At 68.4% G+C, this 17,581-nt stretch carries 13 protein-coding genes; 7 read left to right on the top strand and 6 right to left on the bottom strand.

Annotated elements, in window-relative coordinates; genetic code table 11:
* Nucleotides 1-340 precede the first annotated feature (340 nt).
* Both AC3ANW_RS20880 and AC3ANW_RS20875 read left to right on the top strand, forming a co-directional pair.
* Nucleotides 341-1,198: an outer membrane lipoprotein gene (locus AC3ANW_RS20880; RefSeq protein ID WP_488342741.1), complete on the top strand. Its 858-nt coding sequence runs from the start codon at nt 341-343 to the stop codon at nt 1,196-1,198.
* A gap of 58 nt (nt 1,199-1,256) precedes the next feature.
* On the top strand, nt 1,257-2,195 hold the full coding sequence (locus tag AC3ANW_RS20875; protein WP_488342740.1) for a YihY/virulence factor BrkB family protein: 939 nt from the start codon (nt 1,257-1,259) through the stop codon (nt 2,193-2,195).
* Nucleotides 2,196-2,238: 43 nt separating this feature from the next.
* On the opposite strand, the gene AC3ANW_RS20870 is transcribed toward AC3ANW_RS20875, so the two are convergent.
* The 3 genes from AC3ANW_RS20870 to glnE form a co-directional block, all read right to left on the bottom strand.
* Complete coding sequence (locus AC3ANW_RS20870; protein WP_488342739.1) at nt 2,239-3,012, bottom strand: ferredoxin--NADP reductase; 774 nt, start codon at nt 3,010-3,012, stop codon at nt 2,239-2,241.
* Between the two features lie 144 nt (nt 3,013-3,156).
* Complete coding sequence (locus AC3ANW_RS20865; RefSeq protein ID WP_488342738.1) at nt 3,157-4,263, bottom strand: septal ring lytic transglycosylase RlpA family protein; 1,107 nt, start codon at nt 4,261-4,263, stop codon at nt 3,157-3,159.
* The gene (gene glnE / locus AC3ANW_RS20860) at nt 4,256-7,048 is read right to left on the bottom strand and encodes a bifunctional [glutamate--ammonia ligase]-adenylyl-L-tyrosine phosphorylase/[glutamate--ammonia-ligase] adenylyltransferase (protein WP_488342737.1); all 2,793 of its coding nucleotides are present in this window, start codon (nt 7,046-7,048) and stop codon (nt 4,256-4,258) included. Before glnE ends, AC3ANW_RS20865 begins: the two co-directional genes overlap by 8 nt.
* A gap of 68 nt (nt 7,049-7,116) precedes the next feature.
* Between glnE and AC3ANW_RS20855 the strand changes: the two genes are divergently transcribed.
* From AC3ANW_RS20855 to AC3ANW_RS20840, 4 genes are read left to right on the top strand one after another with little or no spacing between them, the layout of a single operon-like run.
* Nucleotides 7,117-11,358, top strand: a complete 4,242-nt coding sequence (locus tag AC3ANW_RS20855) for a YhdP family protein (RefSeq protein ID WP_488342736.1) — start codon at nt 7,117-7,119, stop codon at nt 11,356-11,358.
* Between the two features lie 43 nt (nt 11,359-11,401).
* On the top strand, nt 11,402-12,223 hold the full coding sequence (locus AC3ANW_RS20850) for a carbon-nitrogen hydrolase family protein (RefSeq protein ID WP_488342735.1): 822 nt from the start codon (nt 11,402-11,404) through the stop codon (nt 12,221-12,223).
* Between the two features lie 37 nt (nt 12,224-12,260).
* A complete protein-coding gene (locus AC3ANW_RS20845; protein WP_488345477.1) occupies nt 12,261-14,339 on the top strand; it encodes a two-component system sensor histidine kinase NtrB in 2,079 nt (692 codons plus the stop codon).
* The gene (locus tag AC3ANW_RS20840; RefSeq protein ID WP_488342734.1) at nt 14,323-14,979 is read left to right on the top strand and encodes a response regulator transcription factor; all 657 of its coding nucleotides are present in this window, start codon (nt 14,323-14,325) and stop codon (nt 14,977-14,979) included. Before AC3ANW_RS20845 ends, AC3ANW_RS20840 begins: the two co-directional genes overlap by 17 nt.
* A gap of 8 nt (nt 14,980-14,987) precedes the next feature.
* On the opposite strand, the gene AC3ANW_RS20835 is transcribed toward AC3ANW_RS20840, so the two are convergent.
* Nucleotides 14,988-15,434, bottom strand: a complete 447-nt coding sequence (locus AC3ANW_RS20835; protein ID WP_488342733.1) for an acyl-CoA thioesterase — start codon at nt 15,432-15,434, stop codon at nt 14,988-14,990.
* 127 nt (nt 15,435-15,561) lie between these two features.
* Between AC3ANW_RS20835 and AC3ANW_RS20830 the strand changes: the two genes are divergently transcribed.
* Nucleotides 15,562-16,176 carry a cysteine dioxygenase family protein gene (locus tag AC3ANW_RS20830; RefSeq protein WP_488342732.1) on the top strand — a complete coding sequence of 205 codons (615 nt, stop codon included), beginning with the start codon at nt 15,562-15,564 and terminating at the stop codon, nt 16,174-16,176.
* Between the two features lie 7 nt (nt 16,177-16,183).
* Here AC3ANW_RS20830 and AC3ANW_RS20825 read toward each other — a convergent pair whose 3' ends face one another.
* On the bottom strand, nt 16,184-16,627 hold the full coding sequence (locus tag AC3ANW_RS20825; protein ID WP_488345476.1) for a flavin reductase family protein: 444 nt from the start codon (nt 16,625-16,627) through the stop codon (nt 16,184-16,186).
* Nucleotides 16,628-16,758: 131 nt separating this feature from the next.
* Nucleotides 16,759-17,577, bottom strand: a complete 819-nt coding sequence (locus AC3ANW_RS20820) for a metallophosphoesterase (RefSeq protein ID WP_488342731.1) — start codon at nt 17,575-17,577, stop codon at nt 16,759-16,761.
* Nucleotides 17,578-17,581 lie beyond the last annotated feature (4 nt).

Here is a 17,581-nt window from a genome sequence, read left to right as displayed (position 1 = left end):
TGGCACGACCTGTGCACCGTCCGGTGCGCGCCAGCAATTGCAGCAAGGCCGGGAAGACTTCCCTCTCTTCCAGCGGCGCGACCCGGGACGCGATCTTTTCACATCGGTGGCAGGCAGGGTCTGCATCCCGCATTGCCGTCGCCGTGGAGGCAGCGCATATCCGAACGCGTTCACCGCGTGTCGGTGCCGGAAGGCCGCGTTGCTGCATCAAAAATCGCCTGACAGGGATTACCTGGACTTACAAAATCTATACAGCGACTTTGTTCGCGCTGTGTACCGTTGCCTTCATCGCTGCGTTGTGTTTTCAGGCATAGCGCTTCCGACTGAAAGGACAACTCCCATGGACCCCGTCTTCGACAACTCCCCCGGCCAGAAAAACGCCCATGCTCCCGTCGGCGCGCCGCCTCCGGGCACCACTGGTTCCACGCCTGCCAATCGTCCGCTATGGGCGGCGGTCGGTGTGCTGGGTGTGGCGGTCGCCGCATTGGGCGGCACGTTGCTCTGGCAGAACGTGCATGGCAACGACGGCGCCGCACCGCAGGCCCTTGCCGGCGCTTCCACCGGACAGGTTCAGGCGCTCACGCGCGAGGACGTGCTGTCCGAAAAGACGACCACGACCACCGCCGCATCGGCCGTTCCGACGGCTCCGGTCGTGACGGCCCCGGTGGCACCCAAAGTAGTTTCCAAGCCGGTCGTGACGGCGGCGAAGCCGGCTTCGAACGGCTACACCGGCAGCTACGGCAGCGGGCAGCCCAGCCATGCCGTGGCACGTGCACCGGTCTGCGGCAATTGCGGCCGGGTCGAGTCGGTGACTCCGATCCAGGAAGCCGCTCCGGCCAGCGGCCTGGGTGCCGTCGCCGGCGGTGTGCTGGGCGCCGTGCTGGGCAATCAGGTCGGCCATGGCGGCGGCCGCACCGCAGCTACCCTGCTGGGTGCCGGCGGCGGTGCCTACCTGGGCAACACGGTCGAGAAACGCACCCGCACGACGACCACTTACCAGATCCGCGTGCGCATGGACGACGGCTCGGTGCGCACCTACAACCACACACAGGCGGTGCCGGTGGGGGAACGTGTCACCACCGAAGGCAGCGGATTCCGCCTGGGCCAGGCAGCCACCTATTCGACCGTGGCAGCACACGATCCGTACTACCGGCCGGTGTCCGAACCGCAAGGCACGTACTCGTCCAGCCGCTACTGATCTCGCGCGGGTTTCATCCCGCAACGGGGTGCGACCTCCGGGCGTGACACCATGCGGCATGTCCGACGTGTCCACGCCCCACAAACCACCGCTTCCCTCACGCCCGCCCGGTTTTGCCGAGCGGGCGTTTCTGCTGGTGCGCATCCTCTGGTGGCCGGTGCGTGCGGTGGTGTTGCCGCTGTGGCGCGCGGCCATGCTGTGGATCGATGCAGAAGGCCTGCGCATGAGCGCTGCCATGTCGTTCTACGGCATGCTGAGCCTGGCACCGCTGCTGGTGCTGATCGTCGCCGGCCTGGGCTGGTGGCTGGACCGTTCCCTGCTGGAAAGCACGCTGGTCGCGCAGGCGCAGGACGTCGTCGGCGAGAAGGGCGCTGAAGTGATACGCCAGGCCATGGAAAGCGCCCGCCAGCCGACCAGCGGCGCCTGGGCCTCGGCCTTCGCGGCCGGCTTGCTGCTGTCCGGTGCGACGGGTGTGTTCGCCGAGCTCGAATCGGCCTTCGAAAGCATCTGGATGCAAGGCCGCACCCCGCCTCCTTCGGCCTGGTGGCGCACCGGCTGGCGGCGGCTGCGCGGTGTCGTCTACATCCTGGCGCTGGGGGTATTGCTGCTGGCTTCGCTGGTGGTCACCACGGTCTTTCGCGCGGTCGAGACCTGGGCCTCGCAATGGCATCTGCTGGCACCGCTGCTGCGAGTGGGCAACGAGGCGGTGTCGGTGGTTTTTTCGGTGCTGCTGTTCACCGGCCTGATGCGGCTTTCTGGCGGCGCGAAACCGCGGCTGCGGTACCTGGTGGTTGGCGCCTGCGTGGGCGCGGCCCTGTTCGCCGTGGGCAAACACGTGATGGCGTATTACCTGTCCACCGCGGCCGTGGTGTCGGCCTACGGCGCCGCCGGCTCGCTGGTGGTGGTGCTGATGTGGATCTATTTCTCGTCGGCGGTCCTGCTGTATTCCGCCGGCTGCGCCCAGGCCTTGTCCGAGCAGGCAGAGCACCAGGTTTGAGACAGGAAGCCGGCCGCGCCGCGGCCCGAGAAGCCGAGGCGCCCTACTTTTCGGCAAAAGCCCGTTCGACGACGAAATCGCCCGGTGTGGAAGTGTTGCCTTCCTTGAATCCACGCGCTTCCAGCATGTGTTTCAGGTCGACCAGCATGGCCGGGCTGCCGCACATCATCACGCGGTCTTCGGCGACGTTCAGCGCGGGCACGCCCAGGTCGGCGTAGATCTTTCCGCTTTCCATCAACTCGGTGATGCGTCCCATGTTGCGGTAGCTCTCGCGGGTGACGGTGGGGTAGTAGAGCAACTGCTTCTGCACCATCTCGCCCAGGAACTCATGGTTCGGCAAATGCTCGGTGACCATGTCGTGATAGGCGAGTTCGTCGACCTGGCGCACGCCGTGCACCAGCACCACCTGCTCGAAACGTTCGTAGGTCTCGGGGTCGCGGATGATCGACAGGAAGGGCGCCAGGCCGGTGCCGGTGCCCAGCAGGTACAGGCGCTTGCCCGGCAGCAGGTAGTCGCACAGCAGGGTGCCGGTGGGCTTGCGGCCGACGATGATGGGGTCGCCCACCTTGATGTGCTGCAGGCGCGAGGTCAGCGGGCCGTCGTCGACCTTGATGCTCAGGAATTCGAGATGTTCTTCGTAGTTTGCGCTGGCGATGCTGTACGCACGCAGCAGCGGCTTGTCGTTCACCCGCAGGCCGATCATCGTGAAGTGACCGTTGGAGAACCGCAGCGAGGTGTCGCGGGTGGTGGTGAAGGTGAAGAGTCGGTCGGTCCAGTGGTGGACGGAGAGGACGGTTTCCTCGTTGAAAGCGCTCATGTTCGGTCGGGCTCGGCGGCGTGCTGGGAGGTGAAGGACAGGTGCCGCAGGAAGGCGCGGCGAAACCGCCGATGTTAGCCCGTCACATTCGGGTCATCACCCATATGTTTATGGCCCCGCCGCAATCATGGTTGCGACCGATTCTCAACGGCGTTCGACCACCACCGGCGAAAGCTGCAGGCTGTCGCCCAGGCGCTGGGCGGCTTCACGGGCGGCGTCGCGGCTGGCAAAGGGGCCGGCCTGCACGCGGGCGAGGCTGCCGTCCTGCAACACGGTCACCTGGATTTCGGCGGCGGCGCCGGCGGCCCGGCGCTGCAATGCGGCAGCGCCTTCGGGACGGCCGAAGGCACCGAGCTGCACCCAGAAGCCGCCCGCGGCAGCCGCTGCAGGCGTCGCCATGTCGGCAACGGCCGGAGTCGCAGGCGTCGGCGGTGCCAGCGGCGGTAGCGCGGGCAGGGTGGTGACGACGACACTGCGCGGCGGTGGTTCGGCCCGGTCCTGGTCGGCACTGCGCTGGCGCACGTTCAGCGGAACGGCCGCGTATTCGGGCACGGCAGGCTCGGCCGAAGGCATGGCGGCCGCCGGTGTGTAGACCGTCATCGAAACCGCTGCGGCGGGCACCTGCACGAGCGGCGCCGCCTGTGCGATCCCCGTCGCGTCCGGCGCCGTGTTGCCGCGCCGCCATTGGCCGGAGGCGATCTGCATCGGCGTGATGCGTTCCACCTCGACCGGCGCGACGCCGCGCAGCAGGTCGAGCTTGAAGGCGGCGGTGTAGCTCAGGTCGATGATGCGGCCGTCATGGAAGGGGCCGCGGTCGTTCACCCGCAGGATCACCTCTCGGCCGTTGGCCGGATTGCGCACCCGCACGTAACTGGGGATCGGCAGCGTGGGATGTGCGGCGGTCATCGCGTACATGTCGTACGGCTCGCCGCTGGAGGTCGAGGCGCCGTGGAACTTGCGGCCGTACCAGGAAGCCAGCCCGCTTTCGCTGTAGCTGGCGGACGCGTCCATCGGTGTGTAGCTGCGGCCCAGCACGGCATAGGGCTTGTTGGGGCCGCCGCTGCGGATGGTCTCGTTGCGCGGTTCTGCGTCCGGCACCTGCGCCAGGTTGGCGGGAGGGTTGGCATCGGCGCCGTCGCGGCCGGGGCGGGCCAGGATGCCGCCGCCCTTGGGGCCGCTGGCGCAACCGCCCAGCAGCGCGGCGACGGTCGCCAGGACGACCATCAGCACACGCGACGGATGTTCAGCCAAAGACCGCGCTCCACAGCGCCTCGATGGCGTCGCGGTCGGCCGCCATCGCGTCCATGGCGATCTGCGTGGTTTCTTCGTTGAGCCGGGCGCGGTGCTGTTCGCGGCGCAGGTCGCGGTAGGCATCGGCGGCGCGGCGGCCCACACCTTCGGGCAGCAGGCCCACCGCTTCGGCTCGTTGCAGCAGGGCGATGTTGCCGACGTTGGCGCACAAGCCGGGGTACTGGCCGGACGCCGAAAGTACCAGGTACTGCACCGCGAATTCCGCGTCGACCATGCCGCCGCGACTGTGTTTTACGTCGAAGCGGTCGGGTTTGATCGGGTGGGCGGTGCGCACCTTCTCGCGCATGGCGACGATCTCGGCGCGCAGGGCGGCGGCATCGCGCGGCGCGGTGATGACGGCTTCGCGAACCGCGTCGAACCGTGCCCGCAGGTCGACGCCCCCTTCAGCGGCCCGCGGCGCCAGCACGCAGCGTGCGCGGGTCATGGCCTGGTGTTCCCAGGTCCAGGCGGTATTGCTGCCGCGCCGTTCCTGGTATTTGGCATAGGCGTCGAAGCTGGTCACCAGCAGGCCCGAACTTCCGTTGGGCCGCAGGGCGGTGTCGATCTCGTAGATGTCGCCTTCGCCGGTCTTCACCGTCAGCCAGTTGATCAGCTTGCGCACGAAGGCGGCATACACCTCGGGAGCGCGCTCGTCCTCGTCTTCGTAGACGAACACGATGTCCAGATCGCTGCCGTAGCCGAGCTCCTTGCCGCCCAGCTTGCCGTAGCCGATGATGGCGAAGGGCGGTTCGGCGGCGTCCCGGTGCCGGCCCTTCAGGCGCTGCCAGCACCAGCGCGCAGTGATGCGCAGGGTGGCATCGGCCAGCGCGCTCAGGTCGTCGGCCACCTGTTCGACGCCGATCACCCCCTCGATGTCGCGCGCCAGGGTGCGGAACACTTCGGCGTGGTGGGCGCGGCGCAGCAGGTTGAGCAGGGTCTCGTCGTCGTCTTCAGCCGTGCGGCTGACCGAGGCCAGGCGGCGCTCGAGCTCGTCCTCGTATTCGACGGCGCTGAAACGCTCCGCCAGCAACGAAGGCCCGGCCAGTTCGTCGATGACACCCGGGTGCTGCGTGAGATAACGCGCCGGCCACCTGGCCGCACCCAGCAGCTGCAGCAGCCTGCGGTGCACCGCGGGTCGCTCGATCAGCAGCGCGAGGTAGTTCTGGCGGCGCAGCAGCGGTTCGATCCAGGTGACCATCAGCACGGCCGAAGCCTCGGTCACCGAGCCTTCGGACAACCATTGCGCGGTGCGCTGCAACAGGCGCAGCAGCCGGTTGCGGTCTTCGTCGCGAAGTGCGTTCAGGCGCGGGTGGTCACGCCATTCGAGCACCCGCGCACGCAGCTGATCGGGCAGGCGCTCAACCAGCGTATCGAAGTCCGGCGGCGTGTTGGCGGCGCGGCCGCAGCTGCCCTTGCCGTTGCATCCGCCACCGCCCGCATTGCCGCCGAGCAGCGTGTCGAACTCCTGGGCCACCCGTTCGCGGTGCGAGTCGAGGTCGTGCAGGAAAGGGCACAACGCCGGATAACCCATGCTGGCGGCGATCCATTCCTGGTCGCCGTCGGCCGTCGGCATGGCATGGGTCTGCTGGTCGTCCAGGTACTGGATGCGGTGTTCGACGCGGCGCAGGAAGGTGTAGGCCTCGGCCAGGGCGGCGGCGGTTTCCTCCGCCATCAGTCCGGCGTGGGTCAGGCGGTGCAGGGCTTCGAGCGTGCTGCGGTGGCGCAGTTCCGGGAACTGGCCGCCGCGCACCACCTGCAGCAGCTGCACGGTGAATTCGATCTCGCGGATGCCGCCGCGCGACAGCTTGACGTCGTTGGCGCGTTCGGGTTTGCCGGCGCTGCGGCGGGTGGCGTGTTCGCGGATCTGGCGGTGCAGGCTGCGCAGCGCGTCGAACACGCTGTAGTCGAGATAACGCCTGAAGACGAAAGGCAGTACCACCGATCGCAGTCCCAGCACGGCGCTGCCGGCCAGGGTGCTGTGGGGCGCCACCACACGGCTCTTGAGCCAGGCGAAACGTTCCCACTCGCGGCCCTGCACCACGAAATATTCCTCGAGCGCGGCGAGCGAAACCGCCGCCGGGCCGGAGTTGCCGTTGGGCCGCAGCATCAGGTCGATACGGAACACGAAACCGTGTTCGGTGACGTCGCCGACCAGTTGCGACACGGTGCGCACCACCGCCGAAAAGTATTCGTGATGCGAGGTGCGGCCGCGCCCGTCGGCGTTGCCGGAAGTCTCGCCGTCCGCCTCGTAAAGGTAGATCAGGTCGATGTCGCTCGACACATTGAGCTCACGCCCGCCGAGCTTGCCCATGCCGACCACCCAGAACTCGCAGCGGCTGCCGTCCGGGTTGGTGGGGATGCCGTGGCGTTCGTCCAGGGTTGCGAAGGCGTCCCTGCAGGCTTCGTCGAGCGCCAGTTCGGCGAGTTCGGTCACACCGCGGGTGACCACTGCCAGCGGCGCCTGCTGGTCGCAGTCCAGCGTGGCCAGGCGTTCCATCACCAGCTGGCGCAACACCCGCAGGGCGGCGCCAGTGTCCAGGCCCTGGGCACGCAGGGCGGTCAGGGCTTCGGCCATGCCTGCGCGCATCGGCGGGCCGGCCGGCAGCAGGGGCAGTTGGTCGGCATAACGTCGCCGCAGACGCTGCACAAAACGGGAGTGGCCGGCCAGGTCACCCGGCGCAGGCGAAACAGCATGTTCCGGCGAACCAGGGGCTCCGGGTGTGGCGGTCATAATTCCTGCGGACATGCCATGCACTTTTTGACGACGAATGTGTCCAAAAACCGGTTCTGACATGCAGAGCGTTTGCCCCCAACATGACCGAACCGAAAACGAATAAGAAGAATCCCTCGCGGGCCTTGAAGGCAACTGCTGCCGTGGCGAGCGGGTTCTTCTGGTCGTTATTGGCCGCCTGGCTGTGTCTGGCGGCCGCCTGGGGCGCGCTGCACGGCTGGATTGTGCCGCGAATCGCCGATTTCCGTCCCCGCATCGAGGCGGAAGCCACGCGAGCGCTGGGGGCGCCGGTGCACATCGGCAGCATCCAGGCGCGTTCCGGTGGCTGGGTGCCGACCATCGCCCTGTCCGACGTCACCCTGTCCGATGCCGAAGGCCGCACCGCATTGCGTCTGCCGCTGGTGGTGGCCGCGTTGTCGCCCCGGTCGTTGCTGCACCTGGGTTTCGAGCAGCTGTACCTCGAAGCGCCCGAGCTGGATGTCCGCCGCGCGGCCGACGGCCGGCTGTTCGTGGCCGGCCAGTGGTTGCGGGCCACCGGCCACGACGGCAGCCGGGGTGCGGACTGGCTGTTCGCCCAGCCCGAGCTGGTCGTCAACAACGCCACCGTGCGATGGACCGACGAACAGGCCTCCGCCGACCCGGTGGTCCTGACCGACGTCGACCTGCTGCTGCGCAACGGACCGTGGCGCCACGCGATGCGCCTGCAGGCAACGCCGCCGACCGGGCGCGGCGAACGTGTCACCGCCATCGGGCAGTTCAGCCAGCCGCTGCTGTCGCTGCGGCCCGGCCAGTGGCGCGACTGGAGCGGCCCGCTGTATGCCGACCTGCCGCGAGTGGCCTTCGCGCCGCTGCTGGCGCTGGTCGGCGAACCGGGAGAACACGGCCTGGAACACGCCGACGGCTTCGGACGCATGCGGGCCTGGGGCGACCTGGCCAACGGTTCCATCGCGGCGGCCACCGTCGATCTGGCGCTGTCCGAGCTCGACCTGCGTTTTGCCCGGGCGCCAGACGGCCTGGCGCTGAAGCAGTTCGGCGTCCGCCTCACCGGTCATCGGGACGACAACGGTTTCGATGTCGCCACGCAGAACCTGGCCTTCACCCGGGACGACGGTTTCGTCTGGCCGGGCGGCAATCTTTCGCTGCGCCATCGCAACGCCGCCGGGGAGCAGCCCGCCCGCAATGAATTGAAGGCCGACAAGCTCGACCTGGGCGCACTGGCCGCCCTGGGGCGCGGCTTGCCACTGCCCGACAGCCTGCAGCGCACGCTGGTAGAGCGGGCGCCGCAAGGCCTGGTCGAATCCGTGACCGCCCAATGGGACGATGCCGCGCCCGGCACCGCGCCGCGCTACCGGGCGCGGGGCCGTGTCACCGGCCTGACGGTCGCATCCAAGCAGCCGGACGCCAGCCGGCTGGCCGCGGCGGCTGCGGTCGAGGCGGCGATGCGGGCGCAGGATCCCAAGGGTCATCGCCATGTGCATCCGCCGCTCGGCCGGCCGGGTGTGCGGGGCGCCGACGTCGACTTCGATCTCAGCGAAGGCGGCGGCACCGCGAAACTGGCGATGGCCGACGGCGCGCTCGACTTCCCCGGCGTCTTCGAGGAACCGGTGATACCGGTCGACACCCTGCAGGCCGACGTGCGCTGGCAGGTCGGCACCGACGGCCGGCTGGCCGTTCAGGTGCCCAGGGCCACGTTCGCCAACCGCGATGCCGCCGGCCAGGTGCACGCCGACTGGCATACCCACGAGGAAGGCGACGCCAACCTGCGCCTGCCCGGCGTGCTCGACCTGGGCGGCAACCTGACCCGTGCCGACGGCACGCGGGTGTTCCGCTACCTGCCGCAGAGCATCGGCCCCGAGGTCCGGCATTACGTGCGTGACGCCATCAGCGCGGGTGTCGCCACATCGGCGCAGTTCGAGGTGCGCGGCGATCTGCGCCACATGCCTTTTGAAGATCCGAAACAGGGCCGCTTCCACATCGGCGCCCAGTTGCGGGGCGTCACCTACGCCTATGCGCCGCCGGAAGTCGAGCCGGTCGGCGCCTTGCCCTGGCCGGCGCTGGTCAGGCTCGACGGCGAGTTGCTGTTCGAGGGCCGCGGCATGGAGATCCGCAATGCCCGCGGCCTGCTGGAATCACCCGACTCGATGCACGAGACCGGCGCACGCGGCGTCGATGCGCCTGCGCCGCGCACCGCCGCCACGCCGCCGCTGCGGGCCGGTGAAGTGCAGGTGCTGCGAGCCGATGCCCGTATCGCCAACCTCGCGCATGCGGTGGTCGAGGTGCAGGCGAGGGCACGCGGGCCGCTGGGCGAAATGCTGGGCATCGTCGACGCCGCGCCGCTCGCCGGCCTGACCAACCATGTGCTGGCCAAGGCCACCGCCAACGGTTCGGCCGACCTGCAACTGGGGCTTTCGCTGCCGCTGGCCGAACTTCACAAGAGCACGGTGCGCGGCGGCGTGACGCTTTCGGGCAACGACCTGCGCATCACGCCCGCGACGCCGCTGCTGGGCCAGGCGCGCGGCACCGTGGCCTTCACCGAATCCGGTTTTTCGCTCAACGGCACCCAGGCACGCATGCTGGGCGGTGAAATCCGGGTGGAAGGCGGGTTGAAACCCGCCGTCGCGGCCGCCGGCGCCACGGCCCCGGCCGGCCATGTGCTCAACCTCAAGGCGCAGGGCACGCTCACCGCCGAAGGCCTGCGCCAGTCGCCCGAGATCGGTGCCGCCGCGCGCCTGGCGGAAGCCGCCAGCGGCGGCACCAGCTACAGCGTGGCGATCAACGTCGCCGACGGCCATCCGGAAGTGCAGGTCAGCAGCAACCTGCAGGGCCTGGGCATCGACTTTCCGGCGCCTCTGGGCAAAGCCGCCGAGACCAGCCTGCCGCTCGAATTCCAGACCCGCCTGCTGCCCCGCAAACCCGAGACCGCCCTGCAGGATCAGCTCGACCTGACGATCGGCAAGGTGGTGGCGGTGCGTTTCCTGCGGGACCTGGGGGGCGCCTCGCCGCGTGTGGTGGCTGGCCGGCTGGACGTGGGTGCCGGCGCCACCGAAACGTCGCCGCTGCCGGACGACGGCGTGACCGCCGGGGTGCGGCTAGAGGAGCTGGATGTGGATGCCTGGCGTTCGGTGCTGACCAAAATCGCCGAGGCCGCTCCGGCTCCGGCCGGTACACCCGCATCCGCCGCACCGCAGCGTTCCGAATCGGCCGACTACCTGCCCGACACCCTGGCCCTGCAAGCCGACCGCGTGGTCGCCAGCGGCCGAACGCTGCACAAGGTGGTGATGGACGGATCGCACAAGAGCGGCCTCTGGAAGGCCGATGTCGACGCGCAGGAACTGGGCGGCCATGTCGAATACCGCCAGTCGGTGGGCGCAACGCCGGCACGTGTGTACGCCCGGCTGGCACGGCTGCAGGTACCCGCCACGGCCGGCCAGGACGTCGAGAAACTCACCGACGGCGCCAGCCATGGCACGCCTGCCGAGCCTGCGGCCGCCAGCCCGATGCCGGCGCTGGACATCGTGGTCGACGACTTTCAGCTCAAGGACCGGCGACTGGGCCGGCTGGAGGTCCAGGCGTTCAACCACGACAGTGAATGGCGCCTCGACAAACTGCAGCTCACCCTGCCCGAGGCTACCTTCGCCGCCAGCGGCCGATGGGGTCGTCCCACACCGGGTTCCGCACGCCGTACCCGGCTCGACTTCCGGCTGGACCTGCGGGATTCGGGAGCGCTGCTGGGGCGGCTGGGCATGAAGGGTGTCATCCAGGGCGGCGTCGGCCGCATGAAGGGCCAGGTCGACTGGCTGGGTTCGCCCTTCAGCCCCGACTACGGCTCGATGGACGGCGCCTTGAACCTGGACGTGGCGACCGGCCAGTTCCTGAAGGCCGACCCCGGCCTGGCCAAGCTGCTGGGAGTGCTGTCGCTGCAGTCGCTGCCGCGCCGGCTGACGCTGGATTTCCGGGACGTCTTCAGCGAGGGTTTCGCCTTCGACCATGTGCGCGGCGACCTGAGGGTGGACGACGGCATCGCCCGTACCGACAACCTCGAAATGAAGGGCGTTGCGGCCGAAGTGCGGATGGACGGCGACGCCGACATCCGTCGGGAAACGCAGAACCTTCGGGTGGTGGTGGTGCCGGAGATCAACGTCGGCACGGCTTCCCTGCTGGCGACCATCGTCAACCCGGTAGTGGGCTTGAGCACCTTCCTGGCGCAGGGTTTGTTGCGGGGACCTCTCATCAAGGCCACGACCCGCGAGTTCCGTATCACCGGGCGGTGGACGGATCCGCATATCGAGACGTTGACGGGAGCCGAGCGGGAGCAGGCGCGGTAGTTCCTGCTTCGTAGGGAAACAGCCGGAAGGCACAATCCCGCACATGAAAGCAGCCACCCTCCAGATGGTCTCCGCCCCCGACCTGGCGGAAAACCTGACCACCGCCCGAACCCTTCTGGAAGAAGCCGCCCGGGCCGGCGCCGAACTCGCGGTGCTGCCCGAGTATTTCTGCCTGTTCGGCCACAAGGACACCGACAAGCTGGCCCACCAAGAGCGCTGGGCCGAGCCGGGTCCCATCCAGTCCTTCCTTTCCGAGGCAGCGCGTGACCTGGGCCTCTGGATCGCAGGCGGCACCTTCCCGGTCGCGACCGGGGACCGTGCCCGGGTGATGAACGCCCTGCCGGTCTACGACCCGGAAGGCCGGCCGGTGGCGCGCTACGACAAGATGCACCTGTTCCGATTCGACGACGGTGACAAGACCTACGACGAAGCCCGCACTCTGGCCCCGGGTGCCGAGCCCGCCTGGTTCGACCTGCCCTCGCGTGACGGCCACACCTGGCGGGTGGGCCTGTCGATCTGCTACGACCTGCGGTTCCCGGAGCTGTACCGCCGCTATTCGGCCGCCGGCTGCGATCTGCTGCTGGTGCCTTCGGCCTTCACCCATGTCACCGGCCAGGCGCACTGGGAGCTGCTGCTGCGCGCCCGTGCGGTCGAAAACCTGACCTTCGTGGCCGCTGCGGCGCAGGGCGGAGAACACCGCAACGGCCGTCGCACCTGGGGCCATTCGATGCTGATCGGCCCCTGGGGCAGCACGCTGGCCGAACGTTCGCAGGACGGTGCCGGCGTGGCAGTCGCCGAGCTGGACATCGCCGAACTGAAGGCGGCTCGCGGACGCCTGCCGGCACTTCAGCACCGCCGACTGTGACATTGCGGCTGCATCCGTGAAGCTGCCTACCCTTCCATTGCCCCGCGTTCAGCCGGGCGTCTTCTTTCCGGCACGGCGTCCCTTCGCCTGGAGCCGATGGTCGTTGTGGCCGGTGCTGATCGCGCTGGTGGTGGTGATGCTCATCACCCTGGTCTGGCTGGCCGGGCGTTACGAGGCCAGCCAGGTGCAGAGCCGCATCGAGCGCGACGTGGGCGATGCGGTGGCCGACATCCGTGTGGGTCTGGCGCGCGACCTGCAGAGCCTGCAGGCCCTGTCGCCACCTGCATCCGGCCTGGAGCCGCAGAGCTGGAACGACGCGGCCCGGCAGTTGCTGCGCGAACGCCGCGAACTCATCCGCGTCGAGTTGCGCGACCGCGCCCTGAAGCTGGTGTCGGAGGTCGACACGCCTTATCGGCCGCTGCCGCTCATGCATGAACCCGACCGCATCAGCACCACCGAGGAATCGCTGACCTGCGCCACCGCGCGCCGCACCGGCACGCCGATGTATTCGCCCAGCTACTTCCTGCGCCGGCAGGACGGCCTGGGTTTCGAAGTGATCGACCTCTGCGTGCCGGTGCAGCGCGGTGTCCAGGCCACCGGCTACATGGTGGCGACCTATGCGCTGCAGGAGATCCTGTCCGACCTGATCGGCCAGCAGATCATCCGCCACCAGGACATCTCGTTCACCGAAGCCGACGGCACCCGGCTGGCGGCACTGCACGGCTCGGCCCGGCGCGGCACCCGGCTGTTCGCGGCGCACCAGCTGCTCGACCTGCCCGGCGCGGCGCTGGTGCTGCGCATGGAAAGCTGGCACGGCGCTCCCAGCGTGTTCCCCAACGTGCTGACCGCGCTGGTCACCTTCATGTCGATCGCGCTGGTGTCGGTGATGGTGCTGCTGTCCAAGGACAACCGGCGCCGCCTGCAGGCCGAGCACGACCTCGCCGAGGCGCTGGCGTTCCGCAAGGCGATGGAAGACTCGCTGGTCACCGGACTGCGGGCGCGCGACCTGCAGGGCCACATCACCTATGTGAACCCGGCGTTCTGCAAGATGGTGGGCTTCCAGGCCGAAGAGCTGCTGGGCCTGGACGGCGACCTGCCCTACTGGCCGCCCGAACGCGCCGACGAGAACCGTCGCCGGCAGGCGCACCGCATCTCGGGCGATGCACCGCCGCCGCCGCAGGAAGGTGTCGAATCGATCTTCATGAAACGCGACGGCACCCGGTTCCCGGTGCTCATCATCGAAGCCCCGTTGATCAATGCGCAGGGCCTGCATACCGGCTGGATGGGCGCCTTCCTCGACCTGAGCGAACAGCGGCGGGTGGAAGAACTTTCACGCGCCAGCGCCGAACGCCTGCAGGCCACCGCACGGCTGGCCACGGTCGGCGAAATGGCGTCGATGCTGAGTCATGAACTCAACCAGCCGCTGGCCGCGATCTCCAGCTATGCCACCGGTTCGCTGAACCTGCTGGGCCACCAGCGCGAACAGGCCCAGGCCGCACCGGACGCCGGCACGCTGCGCGACATCTCGACGGCCATCGCCCGCATCGGCGAACAGGCCGAACGCGCCGGCCGGGTGATCCGCAGCGTGAACGACTTCGTGCGCCGGCGCGACCAGGCACGCGAGGCCATTCCGGCTCGGGCGCTGGTCGATGCGGTGATGCCGCTGATCGGCCTGCAGGCCCGCAAGCTCAATGTGGAGGTGCGCATCCGCATCGACGCCGGGCTGCGGCCGGTGCTGTGCGACCGCACCATGGTCGAACAGGTGCTGCTGAACCTGGCGCGCAACGGCATGCAGGCCATGGGGCAGATCGCGATTTCGCAGCGGGTGCTGGAGATCGCCGCCAAGGCAGCGCCGTCCGATGCCCGCGGCGACTGGCTCGAATTTCGCGTGTGCGATCGTGGCCCGGGCATTTCCCCCGAGGTCGACGCCCAGCTGTTCACGCCTTTCTTCACCACCAAGAGCGAAGGCATGGGCCTGGGCCTGAGTTTGTGCCGCACCGTGATCGAACAGCACGGCGGCCAGTTGAGCCACGCGCCGCAGCCCGGCGCAGGCACCATCTTTTTCTTTACCCTGCCGCAAGGCAAGAAGGACAGCGAACGTGGTTTCCGCACTTGATGCGACCGTCTTCATCGTGGACGACGATGCCGGGGTGCGAGACGCCCTGGCCTGGCTGCTGCGCTCACGCCGGCTGCTGAGCGACACGTTTGCCAGTGCCGAGGCTTTCGAGCAGATGCTGCAGCAGGCCGGCGGCAACGGCGGCGCTTCGGTGTCTCCGCTGTCGCATCCGTGCTGCCTGCTGCTGGATGTGCGCATGCCCGGCATGAGCGGCCTGGCGCTGTTCGACACCCTGGTGGCGCGTGGCCTGCACACCGTCATGCCGGTGATCTTCCTGACAGGCCACGGCGATGTGCCGACAGCGGTCGATGCGGTGCGTCGCGGTGCCTTCGACTTCTGCGAAAAACCGTTTTCGGACAACGCGCTGGTAGACCGGATCGAAAAGGCGCTGGAGCATTCGGCCGCCGTGCTTTCGCGGCGTCAGCAGGCGCAGGGCATCCAGAAACAGCTGACCGAACTGACCGACCGCGAACGCGACGTGATGCGGCTGGTGGTCGAGGGCCTGCCCAACAAACTCATCGCCGACCAGCTCGACATCAGCGTGCGGACGGTGGAAGTGCACCGCGCCCGGGTGTTCGACAAGATGAACGTGCGGTCGGCGGTCGAGCTGGCCAACCTGCTGCGCGACGCAGCCGGCTGAAAACTGCGTCAGGCCTGCTGGGCCGCCCGCGAGGCATCGAGATGCGCCTTGGCCCCTTGCGCCAGCGTGACCTCTTCAGGCGTGGACGGTGTGAACACCGGCGCTGGAATCGGCCGCCCGTGCGAGTCGACCGACACGAAGACGATCAGGCATTCGGTGGTCTTTTCCATCGTGCCGCTCTTCATGTCGCCGCTGCGCACTTCGACCGAGATGTTCATGCTGGTCTTGCCGGTGAAGGCGATGCGGGCTTCGACCTCGACCAGGTCGCCGATCATGATCGGCCGATGGAAACGGATGCTGCCCAGGAACACCGTCACGCAATAGCGTTTGGACCAGCTGGTGGCGCAGGCGTAACCGGCTTCGTCGATCCATTTCATGACAGTGCCGCCGTGGACCTTGCCACCGAAGTTGACGGTACTCGGCTCCGCGAGAAAACGCAGGGTGATGCTGGACATGAAACTGGAACTCCGTGGGGGCGCCGCTGTGGCGCGGCTGGGCGTTCGATATTACCGAAGCTTCCAGCGGCATCGCCCCGTCTTGCCTAGACTTGCGGCCCGAGCCTCACCCTGGAGACAAGCCGAAATGCCCGGAATTCCCGCCCCTGAACTGCCCGTGCCGCTGGCCCGTTTTGTCGGTGTACTCGACCGTCTCACCACACCGCCCGAAGCGCCCGAGGCCGACGTGCTCGAAGGCGTGGTCGCCGCCATGCGGCAACTGGTGGCGCAGGACGACTGGCTCGACGTCGCTTTCACGAAACCGCATCCGCAGTATTACCAGCAGTACCTGCTGCATGCCGATCCGGCCGGACGTTTCAGCGTCGTGAGTTTCGTCTGGGGACCGGGCCAGAAGACGCCCATCCACGACCATTGCACCTGGGGCGTGATCGGCATGTTGCGTGGCGCCGAGATCGGCCAGCATTACCGCCTGGCAACCGGCGCATGCGTGTCCGACGGCCCGGAGGTGCAACTGGCGCCTGGCGACACCGCGGTGGTTTCGCCCACCGTCGGCGACCTGCATGTGGTGCGCAACGCCTTCGACGACCGGGTGTCGATCAGCGTCCACGCCTACGGAGCGGACATCGGCCGGCAGCACCGCCATGTCTATGACGCGGCGACCGGTGCGGCCAAGGTGTTTGTCTCCGGTTATTCGAATCCGTTGAATCCGTCGTATCCGACGAATGTGGCGGGTCGCGGTTGACGGTCGGTCAGAGCGGCAGTTCGGTATAGAACCGGCCGCCGTGGTACAGCAGCGGGTTGGCGCCGGCCCGGTAGCGGCAGGCCTCGACCTGACCGACGAAGATGGTGTGGTCGCCTTCCACATAACGGCTGCGGCTGAAACATTCGAAGGTGGCCACTGCGCCGGCCAGCACCGGCGCACCGCTGACACCTTCGGTGAACTGCACACCGGCCCAGCGGTCGGTGCCGCGTGATGCGAACTGCATGGCCAGCGCCTGCTGGTCGGCTGCCAGCACGTTGATGGCGTAGTGCGTTCCGTCGGCCATGGCGGTCATCGCGCTGGAGGTGTGCGACAGGCTCCACAACACCAGCGGCGGTTCCAGCGATACGGAGTTGAATGAATTGGCGGTCAGCCCCACCAGCGTGCCTTGCGCAGTGCGCGCGGTGACGATGGTGACGCCGGTGGCGAACATGCCCAGGGCGCTACGGAATTCCGGCGTCGAAAACGACGGGTCGCGGGCCAGGATCACAGGCGTTGCGGGTGCTGTCACGTTGGGTGCCGCGGCTGCGGCAGTCAGGGAAAAACCGGATTATCGTGCCACCGTCAGTTGGCCAGTTCGATCCGCAGATCGGGCCTGAAGCCTTTCTGCTCGTCCTTGTGTGCATAACCCAGCGGGTTGGCCACCACCCGGCAACCCTGTTCCAGGTAGTCGCTGGGGCAGTGCAGATGGCCGTGCAGCCAGACGTCGGCCAGCGGCAGCAGGTGGTCGAGCCGGTTGCAGAAACCGGCCGTGCCCGGCACCAGGCCGTAGCGCGGGTCGGCGCTGCGCAGGCTGGGCGCGAAATGGGTGACCACCACCGTGGGGCCGCCGAACGATTGTTCGAGGGTGCTGCGCAGCCACTGCTGGCAGACCAGCGCCTGGTTGCGCACGCTGGCGCCCAGCCACGGCTGGCCCTGGCGGCTGGTGCCGGTCTTGGCGAGGTAGAAGTCGGCCGCACGCAGCGCCTTGCCCCGTGCCTGGTCGGCCTGCGCCGGCGATGCACGGGGCGGCGTCAGGGCGTCGAAGTCGGTCCACAGCGTGGTGCCGGCAAAACGCACGCCGTCGATGACCAACGACTGGCGTTCCAGCCAGGCGATGCCGAGCCGGTCGCACAGGCGGCGCAGGCGGTCGTGGGCTGCGTCGAAATCCTGGCCGTCGTATTCGTGGTTGCCCGGCACGAAAACCACCGGCCTGGGCCAGGCGCCGTATTGGGGCAAGGGAGAAAAGCGGGTCAGGCCGAAGTCGCCGGCCGGCAGCAGCGAGCCTTGTTTGTCGGCACCGACATCACCCGCCAGCACCAGCAGGTCGGAGTCTGCCAGGGGTTCGAAGACACGGTCGGGTTGGACTTCCAGGTGCAGGTCGGACAGCAGTTGCAGTTTCATCTTG

It is taken from the genome of Xylophilus sp. PBN-3R (genome assembly GCF_057747805.1).
The sequence above is the reverse complement of the archived record's forward strand: the minus strand, read 5'-3'. Positions and strand labels throughout refer to the sequence as shown.